Raw genomic sequence first — 26,238 nt, forward strand, 5'->3', positions numbered from 1 at the left:
ATGAAATAAAAAGCCATACGGGGCGCCGACTTTGTCCGCGCTCTCGGTATGGCTTTTTTTGTTCAAATACTCTCCCCGTTCAGCGCCGCGCGGTAACGGTTGGCCGCGTCCTTCAGACAGGCGATCAGCGGTTTTTGCGTCAGGGCAAAATAGCGGGTGCGAATTTCCGCTTCCAGCGCCGGAAGGTCCTCCGGCAGCCGTTTTCCGATCAGCATGTCCCGGACGAATTCCGCCGTCACGTCCAGAATCGTATTGCAGGTCATGTCCAGAATCCGCCCCGTGTCCCGCTCCATCACCAGACTGATATAAAACTCTCCGTGGGTCTGATAGATGGCGTCGGCGCGGCTGGGCTTCGCCTGTCCCACCACCAGAACCGCATTCTCCGGATACTTCACGGCACATCTCTCCTCTGTGTCACTTTTTGTACTGTTCTGTGGTCATTCTACCATAAAAACCTCCAAATATCCAGCTCGAAATTTGCCGTTTCGCCGCCTTGACGAGTTTGTACCCTCTTGTTATACTGAAAGCAAGCCTAAGTGGTTTACTTTGGCTTTTATAATTCGTTTTTGTCCGCGCAAAACGCCCCTTAGGCGCTTGCTCCCGCGGTCAAGATCCACGAATTTTGTGTCACACAAAATCAGTGGGTCTTTTTTTGTTGGAGAGGCCCCCCAGGAGGCACTTACATGGATTTTCACACACAGCTTCGGGTGCTTTTGAGCCGGGACGCAACCGGCCGGGGGCTGGCTCAATCAGCGCCCGCCCCGGATTTTTACGCACTGACGGACACGCTTCTCTCAGCAAAACAGGCGGTGATCCTCACAGGCTTTCCTGTAACCTGCGGCGCACGCCTCTGCGGCGAAACGGACGGTCCCGGAGGTGCGGCGAATCTGGCCCGCACCTTGATGGCGGTTGGCTGCGCCGTCACCCTTCTCACGGATCCTGTCTCCCTGCCCCTGGTGCGGGCCGCCGCGGACTGTCTGGCCTCCGGTGCGGAGGTAATCTGCCTTCCGGACGAAGGAGCGGAGGCTTTTGCGGGGGCGCTACTGGCACGGCTCCGGCCCACTCACTTTTTTACCATCGAACGCCCTGGCAGGGGTGCGGACGGTCATTTTCACAACATGCGCGGCGACGTCATTGATTCCATGGTGACGGACACAGATTTTCTCCTGCCTTTGGCCCGCCGCTTGGGCGCCGTCACCATCGCCGTCGGCGACGGGGGAAACGAGCTGGGAATGGGCGCGCTTCGGACGGTAATTGAAGCGCATGTCCCCCACGGCGTGAAGCTTGCCGCCGTGGAGGCAGCGGATTTTACCCTGGTCGCCGGTGTATCCAACTGGTGGGGATGGGGCGTGGAGGCCCTGCTGTCCGCCTCCACGGGCCGCTGGCTGCTTCCCTCCCCGGAGGAGGAATTTCATCTGCTGTCCGCCGTAGTGGGGGCGGGGGGCGTAGACGGCTGCACCCATGAGGCCGCGCTCTCTGTGGACGCGCAGTCCCTGTCCGTCCATCAGCACCTGCTGTGCCGTATCGGAGACACTCTGAACAAAGCGCCGCTTCCGGGCGTCAATGCCGTCTGAAACCGTGCTTAGTCAAAAGCCGTATAAAAAGCGCCGTCCAGTAACGTTCCCCCGGATGGGACAGTGAAAAACACTGTCTCATCCGGGGGAAGTATTTCAGAAAGTATGCGCTTTTACTGATAGATCGGGAACGCCTCGCACAGGGCGTTGACCTCTGCCTTGACCTGCGCGGCGCTGCCGTCAAAGTCCCGAGCGGCCTCGCCCATCCAGTGGGCGATCTTCGCCATCTCCGGCTCCTTGAAGCCACGGGAGGTAGCGGCGGGAGTTCCCACCCGGATACCGGAGGTGACAAACGGCTTCTCCGGGTCGTTGGGAATGGAGTTCTTGTTAACGGTGATCTGATCCTCGTCCAGCCGCCGCTCGAACTCTTTGCCGGTGATATGGAAATTCCGCACGTCTACCAGCATCAGATGGTTGTCCGTTCCTCCGGAGACCAGCCGGAAGCCCTCTTTGATGAGACCCTCCGCGAGGGCTGCGGCGTTTTTCACCACCTGCTGTTGATACACCTTGAACTCCGGCAGCAGCGCCTCCCCGAAGCACACGGCCTTGGCCGCGATGATGTGCTCCAGAGGGCCACCCTGAGTACCGGGGAACACGGCGGAGTTGATCTTCTTATAGAGTTCGTCGTCGTTGCAAAGGATCATGCCGCCCCGGGGACCCCGCAGGGTCTTGTGGGTAGTGGTGGTCACAACGTCGGCATAGGGGATAGGAGAGGGATGGACGCCTGCGGCCACAAGGCCCGCGATGTGGGCCATGTCCACCATCAGATACGCGCCCACCGCATCCGCAACCTCCCGGAACTTCTTGAAGTCGATGGTCCGGGGATAGGCGGAGGCACCCGCGACAATCAGCTTGGGCTTACACTCCTGTGCGGTCTTCATCAGCGCGTCGTAATCGATCTGCTCGGTCGCCTCATCCAGACCGTAGGGGACGATATTGAAATACTTGCCGGAGATGTTCACGGGGCTGCCGTGGCTCAGATGTCCGCCGTGGGCCAGGTTCATACCCATCACGGTATCGCCGGGCTTTACCAGAGCGAAAAACGCGGCCAAGTTCGCGTTGGCGCCGGAGTGCGGCTGGACGTTGGCATGATTGCAGCCAAACAGCTCGCATGCCCGCTTGCGGGCGATCTCCTCGGTCACGTCCACAGCGTAGCATCCGCCGTAATACCGGTGTCCGGGATAGCCCTCGGCATATTTGTTGGTCAGGCAGGTGCCCATGGTCAGCATGACCGCCTCGCTGACGATATTCTCGCTGGCAATCAGTTCGATATTCCGGCGCTCACGGGCGAATTCCTCTTTGATGGACGCTCCCACCTCGGGGTCAAACTTTGAAATAAAATCCATGGTCTCGTGCATCATGTCAAAAACTCCTCTGTCTTTCTGTGTGTTTTCGCGGTAAGAGCCGGCGTGAATGCTCACGCAGCCTGCCGGATACTCCGGCTATTATAGCATCATATCACACGTAATTCTGTTTGTGAAGAGAGATAAACCTATTTTTCCCCTCCATGCAGTGCGTATACGCAAAAAGGCTCCCGCATCCTCTGCGCCTTATTTTGCAGAGTTCAACCCTTTCCTGCAAAAGCCCGCAAAAAGGCAGGGCAGCCTTTTGACAGGTGCCCTGCTTTTCAGCCGCTAGTCCCTCTTCTCCGTTCGTGCAGACCGGATTGCCGCAGCTCACTCGATCCGGGCGGGGACGCCGTCCTCATACAGCCCGCTCTCCGTCACTACCCAAGGAACCGGCATATCGTGGGGCTCCACGGGAATGTCCTCCCGCAGCAGCTGTTCCCTGCACAAAAGCACCGCGCTGCCCCGGTAGGCGGCGAGGAAACGGTCATAGTACCCGCCGCCCTTACCCAGCCGATGCCCCGCCCGACTACAGCTGAGGCACGGGAGTACGGCAAAATCCACCTCGTCCGGCATCAGGCGCGGGCATTCGGGAGCCGGCTCCAAAATTCCGTATGCTCCTTGGACCAGTCGGTCCAGAGACTCTACGGCCCGCAGCTCCATGATGCCGGGCTCCGCCGTACACAGCGGAAGGCACAGCCGCTTTCCCCTTGTCAGCGCGTCGTTTAAAATTGCGCGGGTATCGATCTCCCGCGCGGTACCCATAAAACAGAACACCGTGTCCGCATCCCGATAATCCGGCAGCGCGCAGACCAAGGCCGCAATCGCCGCAGCGGACTGCTCCTTATAGCGGGGAGAGAGCTCCCGCTCCTGCGTCCGGATGCGCCGGCGCATCTCCTTTTTCTCCTCTGCAATCGTCATGACAGGGGGTCCTCCTTTTTTTCCGGGCTCAACGCGCCGAAGCGCACCGCGCCCATACCGTATTTGCCGCGAATCCGGTCCATCGCGGATTCCAGCTTTTCCTGTTTCTCCCGTTTCGGACCATAATCGTCCAGCAGGTCCACCTGCTCATAGGCTTCGGCGCTGTCCGTCAGAGCGATGGCAGTAACGGTCAGCATCCGGATGGGGGCGGGCGGCTTCCAGAAGGTATCCAACAGCTCCATGGCGCCGTCCGCCAGTTCCCGCATTAGATGGGTGGGCGAGGCAAGCCGCTTTTGCCGGGAGCGGTCCTGGAAGTCCGGCGTCCGCAGCGTCACCGCCACGCCGCCGGCATACATCCCGCATTGGCGCAGCCGCGTCGCCACATCGTCCGCCAGCAGACTCAGCGCCGCACTCACCTCTCCCTTTCGAGTCAAATCCTTCTGGAAGGTGGACCCGCTGCCGACGGATTTAGGCGGTTCCGTCTCGTTCCGGGGGCGCACCGGCTCCCGCTCCAACCCGTTGGCATACTCATGGAGCTGACGGCCCATTTTTCCCATCAGCGTCTCCAGCTGCCCTGCGTCCATGGCGGCAAGCTCCCCGATGGTCTTCACGCCAAACTGTGCCAGAGTTGCCCGGGCGGCCTTGCCCACAAAGAGCAGATCGCCCACCGGCAGGGGCCACACTAAGTCCTTCCAGTTTTCAGGGGAAATCACCGTGGTTGCGTCCGGCTTTTTGTAATCGCTGCCCAGCTTTGCGAAAACCTTGTTGAAGCTGACTCCCACAGACAGCGTCAACCCCAGTTCCCGCTTCACCCTGGTGCGAATTTCATCTGCGACGGCTTTTCCCTCCCCGCCCAACAGGTGAAGCGACCCGGTTATATCCAGCCAGCTCTCGTCCACGCTAAAGGGTTCCACCAGGTCGGTGTACTGGTCGTAAATCGCGTTAATCCTATGCGAGTATTCCCGATACAGATGGTGGTGAGGCGGCAAGAGCACCAGACCGGGGCATTTTTTTTGCGCCTGCCAGATCGTCTCGGCGGTGACAATCCCAAACTTTTTCGCTGCCTCGTTTTTTGCCAGAATAATCCCGTGCCGTGAGGCCGGGTCGCCGCACACTGCCACCGGCGCGTCCCGGAGCTCCGGATGGGAAAGAAGCTCCACCGAGGCAAAAAAGCTGTTCATGTCGCAGTGCAGAATCACGCGCGCCATCCCGCCGTCCCCCCTCCTTAAAGCTTCCGGTGTAAATCTCCGCTTCAATTGTAGCACAAATGTTCGCATTTGCAAGATTCAAATTCAAGCGGGAAAGGACGCGGGCCGGTTTTGGCAGCCCGCGTCCTTTCCATTTTTCAATTCTGAACAATCAGCCCTGCATCGCCTTGGCGGATTCCTCCAGCTTGGCAATCAGTTCCTTGTACTTTGCGATTTTCTCCCGCTCCACGTTCACCACGGACTCAGGGGCGTTGGCTACAAATTTTTCATTTTTCAGCTTCCCCTCCGTGATGCGCAGACCGTTTTCAGCCTTCTCCTTCTCCTTGGCGATGCGTTCCAGCTCCGCTTTTACGTCCACCAGCTCCGCCAGAGGAATATAAGCGACCGCCTTGCGTGTGACGATGGACACCTGTCCGTCCATCTGCGACGGGGCATCGGCGCAGACCGTTACGTCGGAGGCGTAGGCAAGGCGGGTAATAAAGTGCATGGCCTGACGGTAGGTCTCCGGCTCGTCGGTCTTCAAAATCAGCTCCGCCTTTCTGGAGGGCGGCACATTCATCTCGGCACGGCGGGCACGGATCGCACGGATGGTATCCATCACCGATTCCATGGCCTCCGCCTCGGCCGAAAAGTTCAGCTTCTCATCATACACCGGCCACTGGGATGTCATCAGGAACTGATTCGCCGTCTCGCCCGCCTGACGGGGCAGGGTCTGCCAGATTTCCTCGGTGATAAAGGGCATGAAGGGGTGCAGCAGCTTCAAAATCTCAATCAGCACATAGCACAGCACGTTTTCCGCCGCCAGCCTGCTCTCCTGATCGTCGCCGCTCATACGGGTCTTGGTCAGCTCGATATACCAGTCGCAGTAGGTGTCCCAGATAAAGTCGTACACCTTGGCGGAGGCCACGCCGATCTCATAGGCATCCAGATTCTCCGTGACCTCTTTGATCAGAGCGTTCAGCTTGGTCAGAACCCACTTGTCCTCCTGCTCCAGTTTTTCAGGCAGGGCACACTGGTCGATGGTCAGGTTCATCTGCACGAAGCGGGAGGCATTCCAGATCTTATTGGCAAAGTTCCGCATGGCCTCGCACTTTTCCGTGTAGAACCGAGTGTCGTTTCCGGGACTGTTTCCGGTGATGAGGTTAAAGCGCAGAGCGTCGGCGCCGTATTTCTCGGCCATTTCCAGCGGGTCAATGCCGTTGCCCAGAGACTTGGACATCTTGCGTCCCTTGTCGTCACGGACCAGGCCGTGGATCAGAACCGTGTGGAAGGGAATTTCTTTCATCTGCTCGCAACCGGAGAAGATCATCCGGGCCACCCAGAAGAAAATGATGTCGTAGCCGGTGACCATGACGGAGGTGGGATACCAGTAATTCAGATCCGCAGTCTTCTCCGGCCAGCCCATGGTGGAGAAGGGCCACAGGGCGGAAGAGAACCAGGTGTCCAGTACATCCGGGTCCCGCGTCAAATGGGTGGAACCGCACTTTTCACATTTCGTGGGGTCTTCCCGTCCAACATTGATGTGTCCGCACTCGTCGCAGTACCACGCGGGGATCTGGTGGCCCCACCAGAGTTGGCGGGAGATGCACCAGTCATGGACGTTTTCCATCCAGTTGATATAGGTCTTGGAGAACCGCTCGGGGACGAATTTCACCTCGCCGTCCCGGACAACCCGCAGCGCCTCTTTCGCCAGCGGCTCCATTTTTACGAACCACTGGGCGGAGATCAGAGGCTCCACGTCGTTGTGGCAGCGATAGCAGGTGCCGACGTTGTGGCTGTAATCCTCGGTTTTCACCAGGTATCCCTGTTCCTCCAGATCCTTTACAATCGCCTTGCGGCACTCGTAGCGGTCCATCCCGTTGTACGGTCCGCCGTTTTCGTTGATATGCCCGTCGTCGGCGATGCAGCGGATGACCTCCAGATTGTGCCGCAGGCCCACCTCAAAGTCGTTGGGGTCGTGGGCGGGGGTCATTTTCACCGCGCCGGTGCCGAAGCCGATCTCGCAGTATTCATCGCCCACAATGGGAATCTCGCGGTTCATGATGGGCAGGATGCAGGTCTTTCCGATCAGATGCTTGAAGCGCTCATCCTCCGGGTTTACCGCCACGCCGGTATCGCCCATCATGGTCTCGGGCCGGGTGGTGGCGATGACCAGATCGCCGGACCCGTCGGTAAGCGGATAGCGGATATACCACAGGTGGCCGGGCTTATCCACATACTCCACTTCGGCGTCGGACAAAGCGGTGGTGCAGTGGGGACACCAGTTGATGATGCGGCTTCCCTTATAGATCATGTCCTTTTCATAGAGGTCGCAGAAGGTCTCCCGCACGGCCCTGGCGCAGGTTTCATCCATCGTAAAGCGGGAACGGTCCCAGTCACAGGAGACGCCCATCTTCTTCTGCTGCTCCACGATGCGGTCGCCGTACTTTTCCTTCCAGACCCAGACCCGCTCTAAAAACTTTTCGCGGCCCAGGTCGTGCCGGGTCTTGCCCTCCTTGACGCGGAGCTCCTCCTCCACCTTGATCTGGGTGGCGATGCCCGCGTGGTCCACGCCGGGAAGCCACAGGGTGGAATAGCCCTGCATCCGCTTGAAGCGGGTGAGAATATCCTGAAGCGTGGAATCCAGCGCGTGGCCCATGTGGAGCTGGCCGGTGACGTTGGGAGGCGGCATCACAATGGAGAAGGGCTCTTTGCTGGGATCAGGCTCCGCCTTAAAGCAGCCGCCTTCCATCCAGTTTTCGTAGATGCGGGACTCCACCTGTTGGGGGTCATAGACCTTTGGCAGTTCTTTTTTCATGGTTTATTCTCCTTTATCAGCTATCAAACTTCAAAATAACAAATTGATTTGACCCTTCCATCCGCAGCCTGCTCGTTACTCCCGTTCGAGACTGCGGCGCAGGCGGTCCGTCACCTTGCAGACACGATAGCGCCTGCTGTGGCTCTTCAGCCATCTGCGAAAGTTATCCTCCGTTCCCTCCTTAAGAGCGCTTTTCGGCAGCAGAACGGACGTATCCTCCACGGGGAGCCAGAAAAGCCGGTCACTCTCCCGGACCTCTCCCATGTGAAAGTCTTCCCAAAACCGAACCTCCTCACCCTTGCCGTCCAGCATCCGGCAGCCGTCACCTTCCAATACGAAGCGTATGGGCTTGGCCCGGACGGTATTGGTCAGGTTTTCCCGCTGCGCGCGGGCATTTCGGACGTTGGTCCGAAACCGTTTGTTTCCCAGCATGGGAAGCCAGAAAAACGCGCTGAGCAGCAATCCCAGCAGAACCGTATACAGCGCGGTCGTCCAGTCCTGCCTGAAAAGAAACCAACCGGAAAAACCCAGCGTCAGTACGGCGACCAGTACGCATGGCCGCACCGCGTTGGCCCGGACACGGGCATAATCCATCAGAGCCGCTTCCTCCGCGGCCTCCAGCACCGCGCCCTGGTTCGTCTCAAATACAAATCGCTCCATTTCCCCTCCAAACAAAAAACCGCCCTGAGCCTTTCGGCTCAGGGCGAACAAAAAGTCCGTGGTACCACCTGGATTCGGGAAATTCCCGCGCTTACGCGGCGCAGCCACGCCGCTCCTCTGTAACGGGAGGTCCCGTTGGTGCTTACTCTTTTTCAGACCAATGCTCCGAAACGACTTCGCCGCGGACTTCCCGGGGACTTGCACCTTCCGTCCTCTCTCTTTGCGTCCGTCTGCGGGTACTGCTTTCCATCATCGCAGTTTTCATATTTCAGATTAGTATAACCGCGTATCCCTTTTTTGTCAAGTCGGCAGTCAAAAAGTTCCGGAATCTCTTCATCAAAAACGATTGCTTCTTGCATCACGGAAAATTCATGATACAATAAGTAAAATGATTTACAAATACCTGTGTTTTCCAGTTTCATAGTCTTTCCTCCGTCGAGCGCATTTGAAGCCCATGCTTTCTATTACATTTAAAAGAAAGGACATCTGTGCCATGGATAACCAACCCCTGAAAGACAGTGTTCAGAGCCCGTCGATTCTGTTCCGACTGAACGGAGGGCTATACTGTGCGGACAGCCGCTACGTCTCCACCATCATGAAGCTTCCGCAATTTACCGTCCTGCCGGACACTCCGCCCTACATCAGCGGGATTTTTCCCCTCCGGGGCGGCAGCGTCACCATGTTCGACCTGCGCGCCGCTTTGAAGCTCAAATCCATGGACGAGGATTTCAGCGACTTCACCTCCATGCTGGACGCCCGAAAGCAGGATCACGTCAACTGGGTTTCCGCTCTGGAGCGCTCCATCGAAACCAGCGAACGCTTTACCCTGGCCACAGACCCCCACAAGTGCAATCTGGGAAAATGGTACGACAACTTTAAGACCAACAGCTCCGAGCTGTCCGCCCACCTCGCCAGACTGGAAGAACCCCACCGCAAGCTGCACGAGGTGGCTCTCCGCGCCGAACACTGCATCGAAGCCCGCGACCGGGATGCCGTGGCCGACTGCAAAAAATCCGTCTTCGAAGAAGCCCGAGACGAATATATGCCGAAGGTGCTGGATGTACTGGAAAGTGCCAAGGAAATCTTCCGGGTCCGCGAATTCCAAGAAATGGTGCTGGTACTCAGCGGAGACACCGGCCTCGGCATGGTAGTGGACGAGGTGCTGTCCGTGGAAACGGTGGAGGAGGAGGAACTGGGCACACAGCATCAGCTGATGAGTCAATCCCCCTACATTCAGCGCGTGGTGAAAAGCCGCAACTATGACGAGCTGATTCTGGAAATCAACCTTCCAGCTGTCATGCGGGCCGGCGATGACGTGTCCGCGCAGCAAAGCTCCGCCAGGTCCGCTGGTTAGATACATATAAAAGGCGCCGTCGGCTATGCCGGCGGCGCCTTTTCAGGTTTATTTCAGCCACACGGGGTAAAATAGATTTGTCTACGACGCGGCAAAATTTTGAAAATCACGCTTTTGAAATTCCGCTTGCAGTTTTGTCGTTTATCCGCTATAATATATGAACGTGTGTTCGCGGAATTTTCCGCACCGTCACTTAAGATTTTGAGAGGACTGAAACTAATGAGCGCAAACGATATGAACCCCAGGACCGCGCGGGAGGCGCAGCAGCAGAAGGAGGCCCGCCGCAGCAATATACTGTACGGCACCATCGGTGTGCTGTTTGTACTTCTGGCTGTGGCCGTATTTGTGTGGAAATCCAACGTCATCCAAAAGCACGCCACCGCCGCAACGCTGTACTATTCCGCGGAAGCCGCCAGTGCGGACGGTTCTTCCTCCGCAAGCAGTTCCTCCGCAGCCGGCTCTTCCTCCGCAAGCAGCAACACCGCCGAGAAGACCAAGCTGGCTGACGTCAGCGTACCTCAGGTGAGTTATTACTTTACCAACATCTACCATAATTTTGTTCAGCAGAACTCCTCCTACATCTCCTATCTGGGGCTGGATACCAGCAAGGACCTGCGAGGCCAGACCTATCCCGGCGGCGATAATCAGTCCTGGTTTGATTATTTCATGAATCAGACTCTGAGCCAAATGTCCTCCATCTACGCGCTGAACAAGGCGGCCGAAGATGAGGGCTATGCTTGGAACGACACCATGCAGTCCACGTTTGACTCCAACATGGACACCATCAATAAAAATGCTTCCGCGGCGGGTATGAACCTGAACAAGTATCTGCAGCGGATCTACGGCGTGACCATGAGCCGCAGCGTCTATGAATCCGAAATGAAACGGGTCATCCGGGCCAGCGATTTCTCCCAGAGCCACAACGACAGTCTGACCTATACCGACAGCCAGATGCAGGCCGAATATGACGCCAATCCCAACAACTATGATGTGGTGGATTACAAGTGCGTCAAGATCGACGGCTCCGCCGCGTCCACGACCGGCGCCGACGGCAAAACCGTTGACCCCACCGATGAGGAAAAGGCCGCCGCGCTGAGCACCGCCAAATCCACCGCCGACACCATGTATGCCAGCTTCAAGGCCGGCAAAAGTCTCTCGGATCTGGCGGATGGCAACGATAAAGCAACCTTTACCGACGGCAAGGCCGGTTCCTATTCCAGCAGCGTCCTGATGGACTGGCTGTTCGACAACGCCCGCCGGAGCGGCGACTCCGCCGTTCTAGCCGACAAGGACGGCTCTGCGTACTACGTGGTATCCTTTGACAAGCGCTACCGTCAGGAATACACCACCGTGGATGTGCGCCACATCCTGATTCAACCCGAGACCGGCACCATTGCCAAGGGTGAGGACGGCTATGACGACGAGCAGGCTAAGCTGAAGGCTGACGCCAAGGCGAAGGCCGAGGATCTTCTGGCCCAGTGGAAGGCCGGAGACGCCACCGAGGATTCCTTTGCGGAGCTTGCCAAGAAGAACTCCTCCGATGGCGGCTCCAGTGCCGACGGCGGCCTGTATAAGCAGGTCTATCAGGGTCAGATGGTCGGCACGTTCAACGACTGGTGCTTCGACTCCAGCCGCAAGAGCGGAGACACCGGCGTTGTGGAAACGGATTACGGTTACCACGTTATGTACTTTGTGGGCACTGATCGCCCCTATTGGCAGGTAAAGGTGGACAGCACGCTGCGCAACAAGGATTACGGCGCATGGTACAGCAGTGTCACCGCCGGTTACACCGGCGAGGTGGCCAACGGTGCCAAATACGTGGGCTGAAAAACGCATGACACACGGGCCGGCTAAAGCCGGCCCGTGTTTTTTAAGATACGGCGCGGAGAGGCAGCGCCGCGGATTATGCAATGCTGCCCTAAAACAGACAAGAGGGGAGAACTATGGAAAATCAATTCCTGCGCAATGAAATGCTGTGGGGTGGTGCGGGCCAACGGCGTCTGGCGAAAGCCCACGTGATTCTGTTCGGCCTGGGCGGTGTGGGGAGCTATACGGCCGAGTGTCTGGCTCGGTCCGGCGTGGGCGAACTGACAGTGGTGGACAGCGACACTGTGTCGCTGACAAATCTGAACCGTCAGCTGGAGGCCCTTCGCTCCACCGTGGGCCAGCCCAAAACGGAAGCCGTGGCCGCGCGGCTGCGGGACATCAATCCCGATCTGAAGCTCCACCCCATCCACGCCCTGTACGACGCCGCCCATCGGGTCCGGTTCTTTCCCGAAGGCTGCCGGTACGACTACATCGTGGACGCCATCGACCTGGTCTCCTGCAAGCTGGATCTGGCGGAGACCGCCCTGCGGCTCCGCACGCCCATTATCGCGGCGATGGGCACCGGGAACAAGCTGGACCCCACGCTTCTTCAAATCACGGACATCTCTCAGACCCACGGTTGCCCGCTGGCCCGGGTGATGCGCAAGGAACTGCGAAATCGGGGTATTCATCACCTGCAGGTGGTGTTCAGTCCTGAGGAACCATCCCAGGCCGCCCAGCTGGAAACGCCGCCCCCGGGGCGGCGCAGCGTCCCCGCCAGCAATCCATGGATCCCGGCCACCGCCGGACTGCTGCTGGGCAGCGCCGTGGTGCGGCAGCTGCTGACGGAACCGGAGGTTCAATCATGCTGACAGGAACGCTGGTCAATGCGCTGGCCATTCTGGTCGGCTCAGCCGCCGGACTGTGTCTGGCGCGCCTCGCAAAGCATCTGCCTACGAACGGCAGTGGAGATCTGGGGCAGCGCCTCCAGAGCATCCTCATGAAGAGCGTCGCCCTGTGCGTGCTGCTCATCGGCATCAGCGGATGTCTCAAGGGTAAAAACACGCTGATCTCCATTCTCTCTATGGTGATCGGCACGCTGATCGGCGAGCTTTTGGATCTGGACCGGCGGATGTATTCCCTGGGCGACTGGGTGCAAAAGAAAATGGAGCGTCTGGCTCCCGGCGGCACCACCTCCGTGTCGGAAGGCTTCGTTACCGCAAGCCTTCTGTTCTGTGTGGGGGCCATGGCCATTGTGGGTGCACTGCAGGACGGCCTGACCGGCAACCACTCCACCCTGTTTGCCAAGTCCCTTTTGGATGGCATCAGCGCCGTCATTTTCGCATCCTCCCTTGGCGTGGGCGTGACGTTATCCGCCGTGGCGGTATTCCTCTATCAGGGTTTGATCGCCGCGCTGGCTTCCCTGATCTCCCCTCTTCTGGGAGGCACAGTGATTGCGGAGATGACCTGCGTGGGGTCCCTGCTCATCATCGCCCTGTCCCTGAACATGCTGGGAGTCACCAAAATCAAGGTCATGAATATGACGCCCGCCTGCCTGCTGCCAATCTTGATTTGCAGGCTATACATCATTGTCCCCGTGTTTTTTCAGCGTATTTTCGGGTAATTCTGTCCATGCGCACGGCTTTCGCCGGTGGGAGTAGCTCTCCCACCGGATTTTTTTGTCAAAAGCGGCGGCGGTGAAAGAGTCTGCCACCGATAATTTTCTCCAAACCGGGCAACCTATGGAAAATCATCACAAGGCGGTGTTTTTTATGAGCAACAAACGTATTGGGCAGAGGACCATCCAGCTGGGCAGCAGCCCCGCCATCCTCTCCTGCGCCAACATCGGTGGGAAGCTTGAAAAGCAGGGACCTCTCGCGGGCTGTTTTGATGAGCTGCACGAGGACTCCTTTTTTGGGGAAAAAACCTGGGAAAAGGCCGAGTCCCGCATGCAGCAAAAGGTGGTGCAATCCGCTCTGGACAAGGCAAAGCTGCGCGCAGGCGATCTGGATTATATTTTTGCGGGGGATCTTTTGAACCAGTGCATCGGAACCTCCTTTGGCCTGCGGGACTTCAACATTCCCTTTTTTGGACTCTACGGCGCCTGCTCCACCATGGGGGAATCGCTGGCGCTGGCGGCCATGACCATCGACGGGGGCTTTGCGGAAAAGACCGCCGCCGTCACCTCCTCCCACTACTGCACGGCGGAACGGCAATACCGTATGCCGGTTCCCTACGGAAATCAGAGGACACCTACCGCCCAGTGGACCGCCACCGCCGCCGGGTGCTGCATTCTGGGCCGGGAGGGGAACGGTCCTTACGTCACCCACGTCACCTGCGGCAAGATTGTGGATAAGGGCATCACCGACGTGAACAACATGGGCGCAGCTATGGCGCCCGCAGCTTATGACAGCATCTCCGCCTTTCTTCGGGACACGAAGACCAAACCCACGGACTTTGACCTCATTCTCACCGGTGATCTGGGTGAGCTGGGCCACAGCATCGTACAGGGGTTTTTTGAACGGGACGGCGTGGACATGAGCAAAAATTATCTGGACTGCGGTATGTTGCTCTACGATCGGAAAAAGCAGGACATGCACGCCGGTGGCTCCGGCTGCGGCTGTTCTGCGGCGGTGCTGTGCGGCTATCTGCTGCCGGGTCTGCGGGCAGGTAAGTGGCGGCGGATTCTGTTCGCCCCTACCGGCGCGCTGCTCTCCCCCACCTCCAGCTTTCAGGGGGAGTCCATCCCCGGCGTTTGCCATGCGGTGTGTATTTCCGCAGAGAGATAGAAAAACACCCGGTACGCAGGCTGCCATTTAAATTCTTCGCATAACTCGGTCAAAAGTGGAGAAACTGGGATGGTAAAACTCGGTTTTGGAGGCTCTTTATGGATTATCTAAAAGCATTTCTCTGCGGCGGAATTTTCTGTGCCATCGGGCAAATCCTGATTGACAAGACCCAGCTCACTCCCGCCCGCATTCTAACTGGCTACGTGGTGTCGGGCGTACTGCTGGGGGCGGTGGGCGTTTATCAGCCCATCGTGGACTGGGGCGGAGCCGGAGCCACCGTTCCGCTCACCGGCTTTGGCTTCGCGCTGGCAAAGGGCGTAAAAAAATCCGTGGAGGAGAAAGGCTGGCTGGGCGTCTTCACCGGCGGGCTTACCGCCACGGCGGGCGGCATCGCGGCGGCGGTCATTTTTGGGGCTCTGATGGCGCTGCTGTTTCGTCCCGGAGACAAGCGGTAAGAAGATTTTACGGTGTGGGGGAATTATCGATAGAGCAGCAGGCGCTGCCTTCCGCTCTCCGTTTTTTGAAAAAAAGAGGCGGCTCCGTCAGGAGCCGCCTCTTAATGCGCTAACAGGGTTGCTTATTCCTTGTCGTCGCCTTTGTCCTCTTCCAAGTCGGAGAGGTCAAATTCCAGCTTTTCCCCACAGTTGGGGCAAATTACTTCGCCGTCTTCCAAAATCGACTCGTCAAAGTAAACGGTCTCCTCGCAGGTGGGGCAGGTGGTGGCGTAGCAGTCCTCGGAATCGTCGTCCTCCTCCTCGTCCTCTTCGTCATCGTCTTCGTCATCCTCATCGTAGACGATATCTTCCACGTCTTCCAGATCGTCGCTGACGGCATCCAAACCATCAGAGATCTCGATAATCTGGTCCTGGTGATCCTGAAGCTCCAGAGCAATGTCGTCCAGAATATCGATCATCGTGGCAATGATCTTGCCCTCCTTCGATTCGGTGTCCAAGCTCAGGCCCTCGGTCAAGCCCTTCAGATAAGCGACTCTTTCGGTGATTTCCATAGCTTACGCTCCTTTCATCGTACGTCGTCGTTCGTTCGTTCTTTGATATCACACTATTATACGCCGAAAAAGAAGTTTTCCCTCTTTTTCAGCGGACAATGGAAAAGGGGAACGCAGTCCCCCTCATCTCAGCTTACTCCTTGCTGCGGGAGAGGTACTCGCCGGTCCGGGTGTCGATGGTGATTTTGTCGCCGGTACTGATGAACAGGGGAACCTTGATCTCCGCGCCGGTCTCCAGTGTAGCAGGCTTCATCACGTTGGTGGCAGTGTCGCCCTTCAGGCCCGGCTCAGTCTCGGCAACCTTCAGATCCATAAAGTTGGGAACTTCCACAGCGAAGACACTACCCTTGTAACTCAAGAGTTTGCAGACGGTGTTCTCCTTAACGAAGCGGAAACCGTCGCCCAGCACGTCCCGGTTCAGCGGGGTCATGTCGAAGGTCTCGGGGTCCATGAAGTAGTATAGGTCGCCGTCTTGATAGTTGTACTCAGCTTCCTTGCGCTCCACAAACGCCTGCTCGAACTTAGCGGTGGGGTTGAAGGACGTTTCGGTGACTCCGCCGGTCACCACGTTTCTCATCTTGGTACGGACGAAAGCCGCGCCCTTTCCGGGCTTGACGTGCTGGAACTCCACCACGGTCATGATCTTGCCGTCCATCTCAAAGGTGACGCCATTGCGGAATTCGCCGGCAGTAATTGTTGGCATAGTGTTTCCTCCTTACAAATCAACGAGAAAACGACCTGTCGGGAGGACATTTTCTCTGTCTTCATTTTATAAAATAGCCTAAAGTATTTTACCCCAATTATAGGATAAATGCAAGCGTTTTCCCATAATTCGTGAAAAAGCAGGAACCGTTGGCCGTGTAATTTCCCAAAATACTGGCGAAAGAGAACTCGCTTTCGAGCTAATAGGCAATGGCCTCTTCCCGGCTCATCCAGATATGTATTCCTCTGGTGGAATCATTCCATCGGTCTTCATCAAAAGCAGGCTCCTCCACCCACTCGCCTGTGCGGTAAACAAAGTTTTCGTTTACTATGGACCATGCCTCCTCATAATATTCCGAGCAGTCTACGCTTTTAATCACGAGTACTTTGGCTTTGCTGCATCTGCAAGTATTCATCGTAGCCGAGGAGCGCTTTGCATCGGCAGGCACCAACAACTCCACAATCCTGTCATAACAGCATTTCTTGTATGCCAGAAATGCTCCTTTTTCAGGACAGTGCAAACGAAAATGCCGTGTCCTTTCATCCGAAATAATTCCATCCAGCTTTGCTTTTTCCAACACCGCAGAAAATAAATTTGCCCCCCGGATGTCACATTCTCTCATATCCGCTTTTCGCAGCATACAGCTACTCATATCTGCATCCTGCAGGATTGCTCCCCGAAGGGGACTGTCCTCAAACCAGGCATTCTTCAGCTTACACCCGGAGAAATCCGCTTTTTCCAAACGCACATTCTGAAAGGTCACACCGGAAAAATCGACTCTTTGAAGCTTCATACCCGACAAATCCATATTTTCCAACCGAACATCCTGCATGTCCACCAACGCATCGCCTTTGCGCTCCTGCAAAGCTTCCATGAGTTCTTCTTTCAAAACCTGCCGCATGGTGCCCTCGCTCCTTTCATCACCCTTGAGCATGCCTGTTTTTGTGAATACGATATTATGCCCTTTTTTTCCGCATTCTTCGGCGGCAGACGGCTTTAAAGGGAGCCTGAAGCGCGTGAAGCACCTTTTGCCAGGCCGTCACCGCACCGCCCACCGGCTCCACCGTCAGGGCCAGAATCCCCGCCCTCTTCGCGGCCAGACAGTCCGTCAAAAGCTTGTCGCCCAGCATAGCGGTGTGGGCCGGTGTGCATTCCGCGCGGTCTATCGCGGCAAAAACACCCCGGGGCGACGGTTTCCCCGCCCTGCCCTGGTAGGGTACGCCAAGCTCCGCGCAAAACTCCGTCACCCGCTCTCCGGAGCGGTTGTTGGAGACGATCATGAACCCGATACCCGCATCCCGCAGCGCCGCGATATAATCCTTAAGCGCCCGGTCGGGATGCCGGGTGGCTTTTGCCGCCAGAGTAAAATCCAGATCGCTCAGCAGCAGCGTCACCCCCAGGTCCCGCAGAAGGGTGGGCGTTACAGCGGCATAATCGTCAAAAATCCGGTCCGGCACCAAGGAAAAAGACATAATCGGTCTCCCTTCTTCATAGCATTTTACGAGTTCATCTTGGCATACCTCTTAGTATACCAATTTTCTTCAATGCAAACAAGGGGGGGCTTGACTTGCAGGTCTATCTAGCCGTCACACCCATGCAGCTTCAGGAAGCGTCCCGCTTCACCCGTTCCTTTGTCCATATGGCCTACCGCATCGGTCCGGAGTCCACGCTGCTGCGCCAGAATCTGTTGGTCCAAACCCGGGGCGGTCTGCTGGGGTTCAGCGACCGGGATGCACCCACCGTGGAGGAGCCGGAAAAGCTGGCTGCCGCGGCTTTACGGGAGTGTATCCGTCGGGGATACAGCGGCGCGGTGCTGGACTGGGAGTCTCCCCGCCCCAGAGGGGATCTTTTGCTGCTGGCCGGGACGATCGGAACCCTCTTTCAAAAAAACCGGCTGACACTCTACGTACCTGAAGCCTACGCCTCCGCGGCGCCTATGGCCGTGGTGCCGGTATGCACCGCCCTGTCCGGTGGAAATCTGGCTCAGCGGTTGCGAGATGCGGCATCCTCTCGGAACGGGGGATGGCTGGCGCTGGATCTGGAGAGGCTGATGATGGATTTCCCTCTCCCCTGCCCCGGCGGGCAGGGCCGCCCTCTGCGGCGTGAAGATCTGTCGGAGCTGCTGGAGAGGGAGCGTCCCTCCGTGTTTTTTTCCCCGGATCTGTGCGCCCGGTACTTCACCTATACCCGTCAGAACGAGACTCATTTCGTCTTGTTTGACGATGCGGACACCCTGCTCCAAAAGCTGCGGACTGGTCAAAGCATGGGCGCGCAGACGGCATTTTTTCAGTATCCGGAGGTCGACGATTTGCTGGGGAAGCTGTTTGGAAACAATGGCAGTCAATAGCTCCAACGCGGCGTGAAAAAATACTGAATCTGTTCCTTGATCGCCGCTCTGCAAAAAAAGCGCCGTGGAACTCCCTCCACGGCGCTTTTCATCTGATCAATAGAAACGCTTATTCTTATTCTTCCGAGCGGCCTCGGACTTCTTGCGGCGCTTAACGCTGGGACTCTCGTAGTGCTCTCTCTTACGAACCTCCGCGAGAACGCCTGCCTTGGCGCAGCTGCGCTTAAAACGTTTCAGGGCGCTGTCGATGTTCTCGCCCTCTTTGATATGAATTTCAGACATCTATATTTCCCTCCCTCCAGAATGCCGGGAAACCCGCAGCACTTAAGGGCCATAAATTATGGCTTTAACAAATCTATTATACCGGCTGTTCCCCAGCTTGTCAAGAGGATTTTCTGAAAAGCGACTCAAAACTCCGGTGGAAACGGGGTCGGCTCGTTCTTTTTCATCTTTCCATTTTTTCCGCCTGCTTGGCCAACTCCCTCTCAAGACCCTTGGCGAACTGGTCGGGACAGGAGGTGGTCTTATACCCGCAGCGGATGCCCTTCAGTTTTGTGATGGCCTCCTGGGCAGGCATTCCCTGCACCAGCGCCGCGATGCCCTGCAGATTTCCGCTGCAGCCGCCCAGAACCTCCAGCTTTTCGATCACGTTGTCACTGCTGAGCTGGACTCGCATCTCCTGAGAGCAGGTGCCTTGGGGACGAAATGTAGCTGTCATATTGCGCATCCTTTCCGATCTCAATGCTCTGGGAAAGGATACCATATTACCGTGGTTTCGTCAAGTACGCTGTACGCGGGAAACGTCAGGCCACACCGCCGGAACTCCGGCCCTCCAGCACCAGCCGGTCAGCGATCATGGCGATAAACTCGCTGTTGGTGGGCTTGCCCTTGGTGTTGGAAACCGTATAGCCGAAGAACTTTTGCAGCGTCTCCAGATCGCCCCGATCCCAAGCCACCTCAATGGCGTGACGAATCGCGCGCTCCACGCGGGAAGGCGAAGTGGAAAATCTCCGTGCTACCTCAGGATAGAGGACCTTTGTCACCGCATTAATCACGTCCATATCTTCCACTGCAATCAAAATGGCTTCCCGCAGATACTGATAACCTTTGATGTGAGCGGGGACGCCGATCTCGTGGATAATATCGGTCACCATGTTTTTTAAACTTTTAGTATGGGAAATGGGTTGAACAGGCCGGCAAACCGAACGCATCCGTTCCAGCAGAGCGTTGTTTTCAAAGGGCTTCGGCATAAAAAAAGCCGCGCCTTTTTCCAGAGCCTCCGCCACCACCTGCTCCGTAAAAAACGAAGAAACCATCATCGTACGCACTGGCAGTTCCTCCCTGTGAATCTGCTCCAGCACACTGAAACCATCCAGCTCGGGAAGCACTACGTCCAACAGCAGCAGGTCCGGGGTCAGCTCCCGGACCTGCTGAAGCGCACCCTTCCCGTCGCCCACACTGGCAACCACCGTAAATTCTCCGGTCTGTTCGATTGTCTCCCGCAGCATAGCGCGGTAGCTATCGTTCGCGTCGGCCACGATCACTTTCCTGCAGATCTCCATAATTAACCCTGTCCTCCATATCTTCATTGAATTCCCTTTGGTTTCCCAAAAGTTCGGAACACGTTTTCTATAATCTACCATAAACGGACAGAGTTTTCAAGATGGAATTGTAAATAATTGGTATTTTTTATTCGACCCGTTTTGCAGATACTACAGGAAGTTCGGCAAATCGTATGCTGTTCATGTGTTTTTCAACATATTTCGAATAAAAAGTCCGTATCCGCTTGTAGGATCGCCCAACAAAACATGCGTTACCGCACCCACCAGACGCCCATCCTGGAGAATAGGCGAACCGCTCATCCCCTGCACAATGCCGCCCGTTTTTTCCAAAAGCTCCGGGTCAGTCACGGTGAGCATCAGGTTTCGCCCTGCGGGATCGGTGCTCAGAATCTTTGTAATTTCGATGTCGTATTCCTTCACCGTATCGCCGTCCACGTTTGCCAGGATCGTCGCCTTTCCAGTGTGGACTTGATCGTTCTCCGCCACAGGCAGCGCATTTTCACTTAAATGTTCAATCAGCTCCTGATCCGTCAGGGTTCCAAAGACGCCGCCGGAGGTGTTGGCGTAGAGGTTGCCGGTGTCGCCAGTCAAATCATAATCGCCTTTCAGCTCTCCTGCCGCGCCTGTCTCGCCGCGCTTCACTGTTTTTACGGTGGAGGGCAGGATGGAGCCCGAGGAAAAGGGCATCAGGGCGGCGGTGTCTACATCGGTAATACCGTGGCCCAGAGCTCCGAAGGTGTTTGTGACCGGGTCGTAAAAGGTCATAGTGCCAATTCCCGCCATGCTGTCACGAATCCAGGCGCCGATGGCATACTTCCCGTCGCCGTCGCTGTCGTCAGCGGTAACGCTCAGATCCAGCGTTTTGCTGCCCCGGTGGACTTCCAGATCTGCGGACTTACCCGCCGCATCCTGGAGCAGGGATTGAAACTGCTCCGTGGAGGTGACCGTGTTTCCGGCACACTGCACGATGACATCACCGGCAGCCAGACCGCAGGCCTTGGCGGGCGTGTCGCCATCCGCCAGCTTCACAACCAAAACACCTCTTGAAAATAATTTGATGCCAACGGTATGCCCCACGGGAATCAAAGTTTGGACGGAAGAGAGATCCGCTGCCGCTGACGGAATTGTCAATGCAGACACGAGCAGCAAAACCGCCAGCCAAAGCGCCGCACCGCCCCTGCGGCCACTCTTTGGTTTTTCCGATCTTTCAGTCGGTTCATCCATTGAATCGCCCCTTTCTGAAAGCCCGGACTACACCGGACTTTCAGAAAAGGATTCGGTTTTTTAATTTTTTGTGCTTTTACCGACAGAGTTACTATTTGCAAAAGGCCGGATTTTTGCCGTTGAAAAAAGCGGCGGCGTTGCCATGGAAACGCCATCCTGTGCCAAGATACTCGCCGGTTTTCAGAATATCGAATGCAGAATTATCTTTTTTTTCCAAAATTTTGTTTAAAAGCTCAAAAAATCCGCTGAAAAGCCCCTTAACGGGCTTTTCAGCGGATTTCCACAAATTAACATTTCTCTAACCGTGGTCAACGATTTCGCAGACCACAACAGGCCCCGGCTCCACTCACATTCCAGGGCGAATCAGTCGTCCCGCTTGCTGAATATCTTAAAAATATCCTCAAACGGATCATCCTCCGGCTCCTCCGGTTTGCGATCATCCACCGTACTCAGCGGTTCCGGCACAGCCGCCGTGATCTGCTGTGCCGCTGCGGCAGGAGCAACAGGGACAGCAGGAGGAGGTACCGCCTGAGCCCGCGCAGGCGCCTGGGGCGCAACAGGCACCTCTCCGGAGCCCTTTTCAAAGCCCGTGGCAATGACGGTGACGCGGATCTCGTCGTCCAGGTTCTCATCGAACTGGGCGCCGAAAATCGTGATCGCATCAACGCTGACCGCCTCTTGGACCAGAGACGCAGCCTGCTCCACTTCCTCCAGACCGATATCCATGGAGCCGGTGACGTTGATGAGGACGCCGTGAGCACCCGCTATGGAAGTTTCCAACAGCGGGCTGGAAATCGCCATTCTCGCGGCCTCTTCGGCCTTGCCCTTTCCGGCGGCGCGGCCCACGCCCATGTGCGCTAGGCCCGCATTCTTCATGATGGTGGTCACATCGGCAAAGTCCAGATTGATGAACCCGGTGTCCCGGATCAGATCGGAGATGGACTGCACCGCCTGGCGCAGCACATCGTCGGCGATCTCGAACGCGTTGGCAAAGGTAATCTTCTGATCGGTGGCGTGTTTCAACCGCTCATTGGGGATGATGACAAGAGAATCCACCTTATCCTTCAGTTCCGCGATACCCTGCTCCGCCTGCTGCATTCGGCGGCGGCCCTCAAAGCCGAAGGGCTTGGTCACCACCGCTACAGTCAGAATCTCCAGCTCCTTGGCGATCTCCGCCACAATGGGCGCGCCGCCGGTGCCTGTGCCGCCGCCCATGCCGGCGGTGATAAACACCATGTCGGTGTCCTCCAGCGCCTTGGCAATCTGGCTACGGCTCTCCTCTGCGGACTTGCGCCCCACCTCCGGATCAGAGCCCGCACCCTGACCATGGGTCAGCTTTTCGCCGATCTGAATTTTATAAGTAGCGCTGGACACGTTCAGTGCCTGCTTGTCCGTATTGATGGCCACAAAGTCCACACCCTTAGTGCCAGAGCGAACCATGCGGTTGACCACATTATTGCCGCCGCCGCCGACGCCGATTACCTTAATGTTGACAACGGCGTCCGGGCCGGTCTCCAATCCAAATGCCATAGAAGTTGCCTCCTGCTATCGTTCGTATCGGGAAAGTATCCCCACTGGTCGTATCACATGGTGCGTATAAATTATACCCTATCATAATAAGACACTTTGCCGTCCGGGTCAAGTCTTCCCGAAATTTTTCCGGCAGTTTTTCGCTCTCAGCTCTTGATAAATACGTTTTGTCCGTTGTTCCCCGTCATTCGGATGGTGCCTGTCTCATTGGATTCGATCTTTCCGCTGTCCAGAATCGTCTGGAGCGTCCGAAGCTTATATGAATAGTCCGCGCCGTAGGGCATTTCCACACGGAACCGCTGCGCATAGTCCATGCTCAGCACCGTCAGGTCGTCCAGATGGATGCTCTGGACCTGTGAGATCATCCCCATCTCGTCCAGAGCCTTCATCAGGGCCAAAAGACTTTCCTGCTGGATACTGCGGTCGGTGGAAAGCGCAATGGAGGTGGCCACGGTGGGAGCCAGCAGCTCACAGCCGTCGATCTTTCCAAGGTCGGCGGCTGCGGTCGCCGCCCGCTGCTCCACGATCTTTCCCTCCGGGCTCACCAGCCATGCGGAGCCATCCTGCACCACGGCCAGTATCGCGTCGCTCTCCGTCACATCGATGGTCAGCGTATCCGGCAGGATTCGGTTAATGCGCACCTCCGCGATATAAGGCAGCTTTTTCAGAAGATTCTCCGCAATGGTATACTTATTCAGCAAAAACAGGTTGTCACCCGCACTCAAGCCGGTGGCTTCGATAATTTCCGACTCCGAATAGTGGTTCTCTCCGGTAATGGTGATCGTATCCACCCGGAAAAACAGCGTCAGCGCAATCACAATGACGACACAGATAGCCAAAACGGACAGCAGCTTATAGAGGAATCCAAATCTCCCCCGTTTGTGCCGGTTGTAATTTCTTCGTCTGGCCATCTGCTGTCTCCAGTCTGTTTTTATTCCGCACCAGGACTATTGTCCCGGTGAATATCGGCGCCCAACGCCTTCAGCGTTTCAGTGATATCCTCATATCCCCGGTCGATGTGTTCCACACCGGAGACGAAGGTCTCACCCTCCGCCGCCAGCGCGGCCACACACAGCGCCGCCCCGCCCCGCAGGTCCGTGGACCGAACGGCAGCTCCGTGAAGCCGCTCCGCACCGATGACCACCGCCACACGGCCGGACACCCGGATATCCGCGCCCATACGGGTCAGCTCGTCAACATGGCGGAAGCGATTCGTAAAAATATTTTCCTCAAAAACCGTGGTGCCCCTGCTGCGAGCCAGCGTGGCCATCAAAACGGCCTGCGCATCGGTGGGAAAGCCCGGGTAGGGCGCGGTATGGATAGGTCGGATCGCCCGCAGCTCCCGTTCCCTGCGGAGGGTAATGCCCCCGCTGTCCGCTGTCACGGCACAGCCCGCCTCCCGCAGCGCCGCCGTCACGGTGGCAAAAAGGCGTTCTTTCGTCCCGGTGAGCCGCACCTCTCCTCCGGCGGCAGCCGCCGCACAGAGATAGGTCGCCGCCGCGATACGGTCCGGCATAACCGTATAGGTGCCGCCGTGGAGGAGTGCGCCGCCCTCCACTGTGACGGTGGAGGTTCCCGCGCCGGAAACCTTTGCGCCACATGTACAAAGGTAATTTTGCAGGTCCTCAATCTCCGGCTCCCGGGCGGCATTGCAGATCGTGGTGATCCCCGCTGCGCCGCAGGCCGCCAGCATGAGATTTTCTGTGGCCCCCACGCTGGGCAGGCTCAACATCAGCTCCCGCCCCACAAGGCGGGGAGCCGTGCAGCAAAGCCGCCCGCTGTCCTCCCGGATGACGGCCCCCATGTCCCTGAGCCCCGTCAAATGCAGGTCAATGGGCCTCGGTCCCAGCTCGCACCCGCCGGGATAGCTCAGGTCCGCCTGCCCGCATCGGGCCAGTATGGCCCCCAAAAAAATAGCAGAGGACCGCATCTCCCGCATCAGTGTATCAGAAATATCACTGCGGTTCAGGCTGGCCGTATTTACCACCAGCGCGTCTCCCTCCCAACGGGCCTGGCAGCCCAGGTGCCGGAGGATACGGATGGACGCGTCCACGTCCCGCAGCCGGGGGCAGCCCCGCAGCACCGTCTCCCCCCGATTCAGGATCGTAGCTGCCAAAATCGGCAGCGCGCTGTTCTTCGCGCCCTGAACGGCTATGGAGCCGGAGAGGGTGCTTCCACCCTTCACGATAATCTGACTCATATGCAATTCCCTCCGCATACAGATTGGTTCAACAGTCCATCGTATGCAAGGGAAGCCCCCAGAGGTTACAGCAGCTCCAGCACCGTCCGGTAGATGCGCTCCGTGGCATCCGGAATACCCAAAGCCTCCATAGCGGCGGACATGCTCGCCCGCCGCGCCGGGTCGTGGAGAATATCGCAGCTCTTTTGAAACAGCGCGGGCCCGTTTACCTCGCTTTCCAGCATCACGCAGGCCCCGCCCGCCTTTTCCAGCACCCGGGCATTTTTCTCCTGGTGGTTGTTGGTCACATAGGGAGACGGCACGATCAGAGCAGGAACACCCAGCGCCGTCAGCTCGCTGATAGTGGATGCTCCCGCCCGGCACAGCACCAGATCCGCCGCCCGGAGAACCCGGTCCATATCGTAGATGTAGGGCCGCACCTCCAGCGCCGGATGCGCCGTCAGGTCCACACCCCGCTCCCTCAGCGCGCTCACCAGCGCTTCATAGCCGCCCCCCGCGCCGTGGATATGGCGGAAGGGCTCCTTCGCCGCCTCCAACGCCAGAAAATCCGCCATCTGACGGTTCATTCCCGCCGCGCCCAGAGAGCCCCAGAAGGACACGATCAAAGGCCGCTCATCCCGAATACCCAGCTCTTTCCGGGCCTGCTCTTTCGTCCGGGTAAAAAAGTCTCCCCGTACCGGAGTCCCCGTGACCACCACCCGGTCAGGGTCCCGATACTGCCCCCGGCACTCCTCGAACCCCACCATGATGCGGTCCGCGAAGGGCTCCAGCAGCCGGGTGGTCAGCCCCGGCACCATGTTCGACTCGTGGATGGCGGTGGGAATTCCCGCTTTCGCCGCGGCCTTTACCAAGGGGAAGCTGGCGTATCCGCCGGTGCCAATCACCACCTCCGGCCCGAACTCCCTCAAAATTCGCCGGGCCTCGTGGGGCGCGCGGAAATAGTTGCCCACGGAGATCAGGTTGTGCCGGATCTCCGCCGGTTTCATGGAACGGTGGAAGCTGGAAATATGGACGGTCCGAAATGCGTAGCCGGCCTTTGGAATCAGGTCCTTTTCAAGGCCCCTCTCCGCACCCACAAACAAAATCTCCGTATTCGGTTCCCGCTCCAGCATCAGCTGCGCCAGCGCGATCGCCGGGTTCACATGCCCGGCCGTTCCCCCACAGGTAAAAATGACCCGCCTCGGCGCTTTTCCCATACCAACACTTCCTTA

At 57.5% G+C, this 26,238-nt stretch carries 26 protein-coding genes and 1 other annotated feature; of the genes, 8 read left to right on the forward strand and 18 right to left on the reverse strand.

Annotated features, from left to right (window positions below; translation table 11 throughout):
* Positions 1 to 62: 62 nt before the first annotated feature.
* Entirely contained in the window at positions 63 to 395 is a 333-nt protein-coding gene (locus ABWQ15_RS08285) for a DUF3870 domain-containing protein (protein WP_353908295.1), read from the reverse strand.
* Positions 396 to 683: 288 nt separating this feature from the next.
* Here ABWQ15_RS08285 and ABWQ15_RS08290 point away from each other — a divergent pair, with 288 nt between their 5' ends.
* Positions 684 to 1,574 (forward strand): DUF4392 domain-containing protein, encoded by an 891-nt coding sequence (locus ABWQ15_RS08290; protein ID WP_353908296.1) that lies wholly within the window; start codon positions 684 to 686, stop codon positions 1,572 to 1,574.
* Between the two features lie 113 nt (positions 1,575 to 1,687).
* On the opposite strand, the gene glyA is transcribed toward ABWQ15_RS08290, so the two are convergent.
* The 5 genes from glyA to ABWQ15_RS08315 all read right to left on the reverse strand — a co-directional run bounded on the left by glyA (position 1,688) and on the right by ABWQ15_RS08315 (position 8,506).
* A complete protein-coding gene (glyA, locus tag ABWQ15_RS08295) occupies positions 1,688 to 2,935 on the reverse strand; it encodes a serine hydroxymethyltransferase (RefSeq protein WP_353908297.1) in 1,248 nt (415 codons plus the stop codon).
* 315 nt (positions 2,936 to 3,250) lie between these two features.
* Positions 3,251 to 3,841 (reverse strand): 5-formyltetrahydrofolate cyclo-ligase, encoded by a 591-nt coding sequence (locus ABWQ15_RS08300; RefSeq protein WP_353908298.1) that lies wholly within the window; start codon positions 3,839 to 3,841, stop codon positions 3,251 to 3,253.
* Positions 3,838 to 5,049, reverse strand: a complete 1,212-nt coding sequence (gene dinB / locus ABWQ15_RS08305; protein ID WP_353908299.1) for a DNA polymerase IV — start codon at positions 5,047 to 5,049, stop codon at positions 3,838 to 3,840. Before dinB ends, ABWQ15_RS08300 begins: the two co-directional genes overlap by 4 nt.
* Positions 5,050 to 5,200: 151 nt before the next feature.
* Positions 5,201 to 7,846, reverse strand: coding sequence for a valine--tRNA ligase (locus tag ABWQ15_RS08310; protein ID WP_353908300.1), 2,646 nt, complete (start codon positions 7,844 to 7,846; stop codon positions 5,201 to 5,203).
* Positions 7,847 to 7,921: 75 nt separating this feature from the next.
* The gene (locus ABWQ15_RS08315) at positions 7,922 to 8,506 is read right to left on the reverse strand and encodes a hypothetical protein (RefSeq protein WP_353908301.1); all 585 of its coding nucleotides are present in this window, start codon (positions 8,504 to 8,506) and stop codon (positions 7,922 to 7,924) included.
* 36 nt (positions 8,507 to 8,542) lie between these two features.
* Positions 8,543 to 8,768: a binding site (T-box leader), on the reverse strand.
* Between the two features lie 231 nt (positions 8,769 to 8,999).
* Between ABWQ15_RS08315 and ABWQ15_RS08320 the strand changes: the two genes are divergently transcribed.
* The 6 genes from ABWQ15_RS08320 (at position 9,000) to spoVAE (ending at position 14,910) form a co-directional block, all read left to right on the forward strand.
* Positions 9,000 to 9,860 carry a chemotaxis protein CheW gene (locus ABWQ15_RS08320; RefSeq protein ID WP_353908302.1) on the forward strand — a complete coding sequence of 287 codons (861 nt, stop codon included), beginning with the start codon at positions 9,000 to 9,002 and terminating at the stop codon, positions 9,858 to 9,860.
* A 219-nt stretch (positions 9,861 to 10,079) separates the two neighbouring features.
* Entirely contained in the window at positions 10,080 to 11,687 is a 1,608-nt protein-coding gene (locus ABWQ15_RS08325) for a peptidylprolyl isomerase (RefSeq protein WP_353908303.1), read from the forward strand.
* Positions 11,688 to 11,803: 116 nt separating this feature from the next.
* Complete coding sequence (locus tag ABWQ15_RS08330) at positions 11,804 to 12,538, forward strand: tRNA threonylcarbamoyladenosine dehydratase (protein WP_353908304.1); 735 nt, start codon at positions 11,804 to 11,806, stop codon at positions 12,536 to 12,538.
* Entirely contained in the window at positions 12,532 to 13,290 is a 759-nt protein-coding gene (locus tag ABWQ15_RS08335) for a DUF554 domain-containing protein (RefSeq protein WP_502919114.1), read from the forward strand. Before ABWQ15_RS08330 ends, ABWQ15_RS08335 begins: the two co-directional genes overlap by 7 nt.
* Positions 13,291 to 13,438: 148 nt before the next feature.
* The gene (gene spoVAD, locus ABWQ15_RS08340) at positions 13,439 to 14,455 is read left to right on the forward strand and encodes a stage V sporulation protein AD (protein ID WP_353908305.1); all 1,017 of its coding nucleotides are present in this window, start codon (positions 13,439 to 13,441) and stop codon (positions 14,453 to 14,455) included.
* A 98-nt stretch (positions 14,456 to 14,553) separates the two neighbouring features.
* Entirely contained in the window at positions 14,554 to 14,910 is a 357-nt protein-coding gene (gene spoVAE / locus ABWQ15_RS08345; protein WP_353908306.1) for a stage V sporulation protein AE, read from the forward strand.
* A gap of 122 nt (positions 14,911 to 15,032) precedes the next feature.
* Here spoVAE and ABWQ15_RS08350 read toward each other — a convergent pair whose 3' ends face one another.
* The 4 genes from ABWQ15_RS08350 to ABWQ15_RS08365 all read right to left on the reverse strand — a co-directional run bounded on the left by ABWQ15_RS08350 (position 15,033) and on the right by ABWQ15_RS08365 (position 17,636).
* Positions 15,033 to 15,461, reverse strand: coding sequence for a CD1247 N-terminal domain-containing protein (locus ABWQ15_RS08350; protein WP_353908307.1), 429 nt, complete (start codon positions 15,459 to 15,461; stop codon positions 15,033 to 15,035).
* A gap of 133 nt (positions 15,462 to 15,594) precedes the next feature.
* Positions 15,595 to 16,164 carry an elongation factor P gene (efp, locus tag ABWQ15_RS08355; protein ID WP_353908308.1) on the reverse strand — a complete coding sequence of 190 codons (570 nt, stop codon included), beginning with the start codon at positions 16,162 to 16,164 and terminating at the stop codon, positions 15,595 to 15,597.
* A 199-nt stretch (positions 16,165 to 16,363) separates the two neighbouring features.
* Positions 16,364 to 17,065: a pentapeptide repeat-containing protein gene (locus tag ABWQ15_RS08360; protein ID WP_353908309.1), complete on the reverse strand. Its 702-nt coding sequence runs from the start codon at positions 17,063 to 17,065 to the stop codon at positions 16,364 to 16,366.
* A gap of 55 nt (positions 17,066 to 17,120) precedes the next feature.
* Positions 17,121 to 17,636, reverse strand: a complete 516-nt coding sequence (locus ABWQ15_RS08365; protein ID WP_353908310.1) for a YqeG family HAD IIIA-type phosphatase — start codon at positions 17,634 to 17,636, stop codon at positions 17,121 to 17,123.
* Positions 17,637 to 17,731: 95 nt separating this feature from the next.
* Between ABWQ15_RS08365 and ABWQ15_RS08370 the strand changes: the two genes are divergently transcribed.
* Complete coding sequence (locus tag ABWQ15_RS08370) at positions 17,732 to 18,511, forward strand: hypothetical protein (protein ID WP_353908311.1); 780 nt, start codon at positions 17,732 to 17,734, stop codon at positions 18,509 to 18,511.
* 96 nt (positions 18,512 to 18,607) lie between these two features.
* Here the strand turns inward: ABWQ15_RS08370 and rpsU are convergent, their stop codons facing one another.
* The 8 genes from rpsU to murG all read right to left on the reverse strand — a co-directional run bounded on the left by rpsU (position 18,608) and on the right by murG (position 26,223).
* The gene (rpsU, locus tag ABWQ15_RS08375; RefSeq protein WP_040659605.1) at positions 18,608 to 18,793 is read right to left on the reverse strand and encodes a 30S ribosomal protein S21; all 186 of its coding nucleotides are present in this window, start codon (positions 18,791 to 18,793) and stop codon (positions 18,608 to 18,610) included.
* Between the two features lie 163 nt (positions 18,794 to 18,956).
* Entirely contained in the window at positions 18,957 to 19,229 is a 273-nt protein-coding gene (locus ABWQ15_RS08380; protein WP_353908312.1) for a TIGR03905 family TSCPD domain-containing protein, read from the reverse strand.
* A gap of 85 nt (positions 19,230 to 19,314) precedes the next feature.
* A complete protein-coding gene (gene spo0A, locus ABWQ15_RS08385) occupies positions 19,315 to 20,073 on the reverse strand; it encodes a sporulation transcription factor Spo0A (RefSeq protein ID WP_353908313.1) in 759 nt (252 codons plus the stop codon).
* A 180-nt stretch (positions 20,074 to 20,253) separates the two neighbouring features.
* Positions 20,254 to 21,297: a SpoIVB peptidase gene (gene spoIVB, locus ABWQ15_RS08390; protein WP_353908314.1), complete on the reverse strand. Its 1,044-nt coding sequence runs from the start codon at positions 21,295 to 21,297 to the stop codon at positions 20,254 to 20,256.
* Positions 21,298 to 21,660: 363 nt separating this feature from the next.
* A complete protein-coding gene (gene ftsZ, locus ABWQ15_RS08395) occupies positions 21,661 to 22,827 on the reverse strand; it encodes a cell division protein FtsZ (RefSeq protein WP_353908315.1) in 1,167 nt (388 codons plus the stop codon).
* A gap of 146 nt (positions 22,828 to 22,973) precedes the next feature.
* Positions 22,974 to 23,738, reverse strand: a complete 765-nt coding sequence (locus ABWQ15_RS08400) for a cell division protein FtsQ/DivIB (protein ID WP_353908316.1) — start codon at positions 23,736 to 23,738, stop codon at positions 22,974 to 22,976.
* A gap of 20 nt (positions 23,739 to 23,758) precedes the next feature.
* A complete protein-coding gene (gene murA, locus ABWQ15_RS08405; protein WP_353908317.1) occupies positions 23,759 to 25,027 on the reverse strand; it encodes a UDP-N-acetylglucosamine 1-carboxyvinyltransferase in 1,269 nt (422 codons plus the stop codon).
* A 65-nt stretch (positions 25,028 to 25,092) separates the two neighbouring features.
* Positions 25,093 to 26,223: an undecaprenyldiphospho-muramoylpentapeptide beta-N-acetylglucosaminyltransferase gene (gene murG / locus ABWQ15_RS08410; RefSeq protein WP_353908318.1), complete on the reverse strand. Its 1,131-nt coding sequence runs from the start codon at positions 26,221 to 26,223 to the stop codon at positions 25,093 to 25,095.
* Positions 26,224 to 26,238: the final 15 nt, after the last annotated feature.

The organism is Oscillibacter sp., assembly GCF_040505565.1.
In the GTDB taxonomy this organism is placed as follows: domain Bacteria; phylum Bacillota; class Clostridia; order Oscillospirales; family Oscillospiraceae; genus Oscillibacter.

Bases quoted from the DNA above. Each gene is read 5' to 3' on its own strand.
- ABWQ15_RS08290 (WP_353908296.1), top strand. From the start codon at position 684: ATGGATTTTCACACACAGCTTCGGGTGCTTTTGAGCCGGGACGCAACC.
- glyA (WP_353908297.1), bottom strand. From the start codon at position 2,935: ATGATGCACGAGACCATGGATTTTATTTCAAAGTTTGACCCCGAGGTG.
- ABWQ15_RS08300 (WP_353908298.1), bottom strand. From the start codon at position 3,841: ATGACGATTGCAGAGGAGAAAAAGGAGATGCGCCGGCGCATCCGGACG.
- dinB (WP_353908299.1), bottom strand. From the start codon at position 5,049: ATGGCGCGCGTGATTCTGCACTGCGACATGAACAGCTTTTTTGCCTCG.
- ABWQ15_RS08310 (WP_353908300.1), bottom strand. From the start codon at position 7,846: ATGAAAAAAGAACTGCCAAAGGTCTATGACCCCCAACAGGTGGAGTCC.
- ABWQ15_RS08315 (WP_353908301.1), bottom strand. From the start codon at position 8,506: ATGGAGCGATTTGTATTTGAGACGAACCAGGGCGCGGTGCTGGAGGCC.
- ABWQ15_RS08320 (WP_353908302.1), top strand. From the start codon at position 9,000: ATGGATAACCAACCCCTGAAAGACAGTGTTCAGAGCCCGTCGATTCTG.
- ABWQ15_RS08325 (WP_353908303.1), top strand. From the start codon at position 10,080: ATGAGCGCAAACGATATGAACCCCAGGACCGCGCGGGAGGCGCAGCAG.
- ABWQ15_RS08330 (WP_353908304.1), top strand. From the start codon at position 11,804: ATGGAAAATCAATTCCTGCGCAATGAAATGCTGTGGGGTGGTGCGGGC.
- ABWQ15_RS08335 (WP_502919114.1), top strand. From the start codon at position 12,532: ATGCTGACAGGAACGCTGGTCAATGCGCTGGCCATTCTGGTCGGCTCA.
- spoVAD (WP_353908305.1), top strand. From the start codon at position 13,439: ATGAGCAACAAACGTATTGGGCAGAGGACCATCCAGCTGGGCAGCAGC.
- spoVAE (WP_353908306.1), top strand. From the start codon at position 14,554: ATGGATTATCTAAAAGCATTTCTCTGCGGCGGAATTTTCTGTGCCATC.
- ABWQ15_RS08350 (WP_353908307.1), bottom strand. From the start codon at position 15,461: ATGGAAATCACCGAAAGAGTCGCTTATCTGAAGGGCTTGACCGAGGGC.
- efp (WP_353908308.1), bottom strand. From the start codon at position 16,164: ATGCCAACAATTACTGCCGGCGAATTCCGCAATGGCGTCACCTTTGAG.
- ABWQ15_RS08360 (WP_353908309.1), bottom strand. From the start codon at position 17,065: ATGCGGCAGGTTTTGAAAGAAGAACTCATGGAAGCTTTGCAGGAGCGC.
- ABWQ15_RS08365 (WP_353908310.1), bottom strand. From the start codon at position 17,636: ATGTCTTTTTCCTTGGTGCCGGACCGGATTTTTGACGATTATGCCGCT.
- rpsU (WP_040659605.1), bottom strand. From the start codon at position 18,793: ATGTCTGAAATTCATATCAAAGAGGGCGAGAACATCGACAGCGCCCTG.
- ABWQ15_RS08380 (WP_353908312.1), bottom strand. From the start codon at position 19,229: ATGACAGCTACATTTCGTCCCCAAGGCACCTGCTCTCAGGAGATGCGA.
- spo0A (WP_353908313.1), bottom strand. From the start codon at position 20,073: ATGGAGATCTGCAGGAAAGTGATCGTGGCCGACGCGAACGATAGCTAC.
- spoIVB (WP_353908314.1), bottom strand. From the start codon at position 21,297: ATGGATGAACCGACTGAAAGATCGGAAAAACCAAAGAGTGGCCGCAGG.
- ftsZ (WP_353908315.1), bottom strand. From the start codon at position 22,827: ATGGCATTTGGATTGGAGACCGGCCCGGACGCCGTTGTCAACATTAAG.
- ABWQ15_RS08400 (WP_353908316.1), bottom strand. From the start codon at position 23,738: ATGGCCAGACGAAGAAATTACAACCGGCACAAACGGGGGAGATTTGGA.
- murA (WP_353908317.1), bottom strand. From the start codon at position 25,027: ATGAGTCAGATTATCGTGAAGGGTGGAAGCACCCTCTCCGGCTCCATA.
- murG (WP_353908318.1), bottom strand. From the start codon at position 26,223: ATGGGAAAAGCGCCGAGGCGGGTCATTTTTACCTGTGGGGGAACGGCC.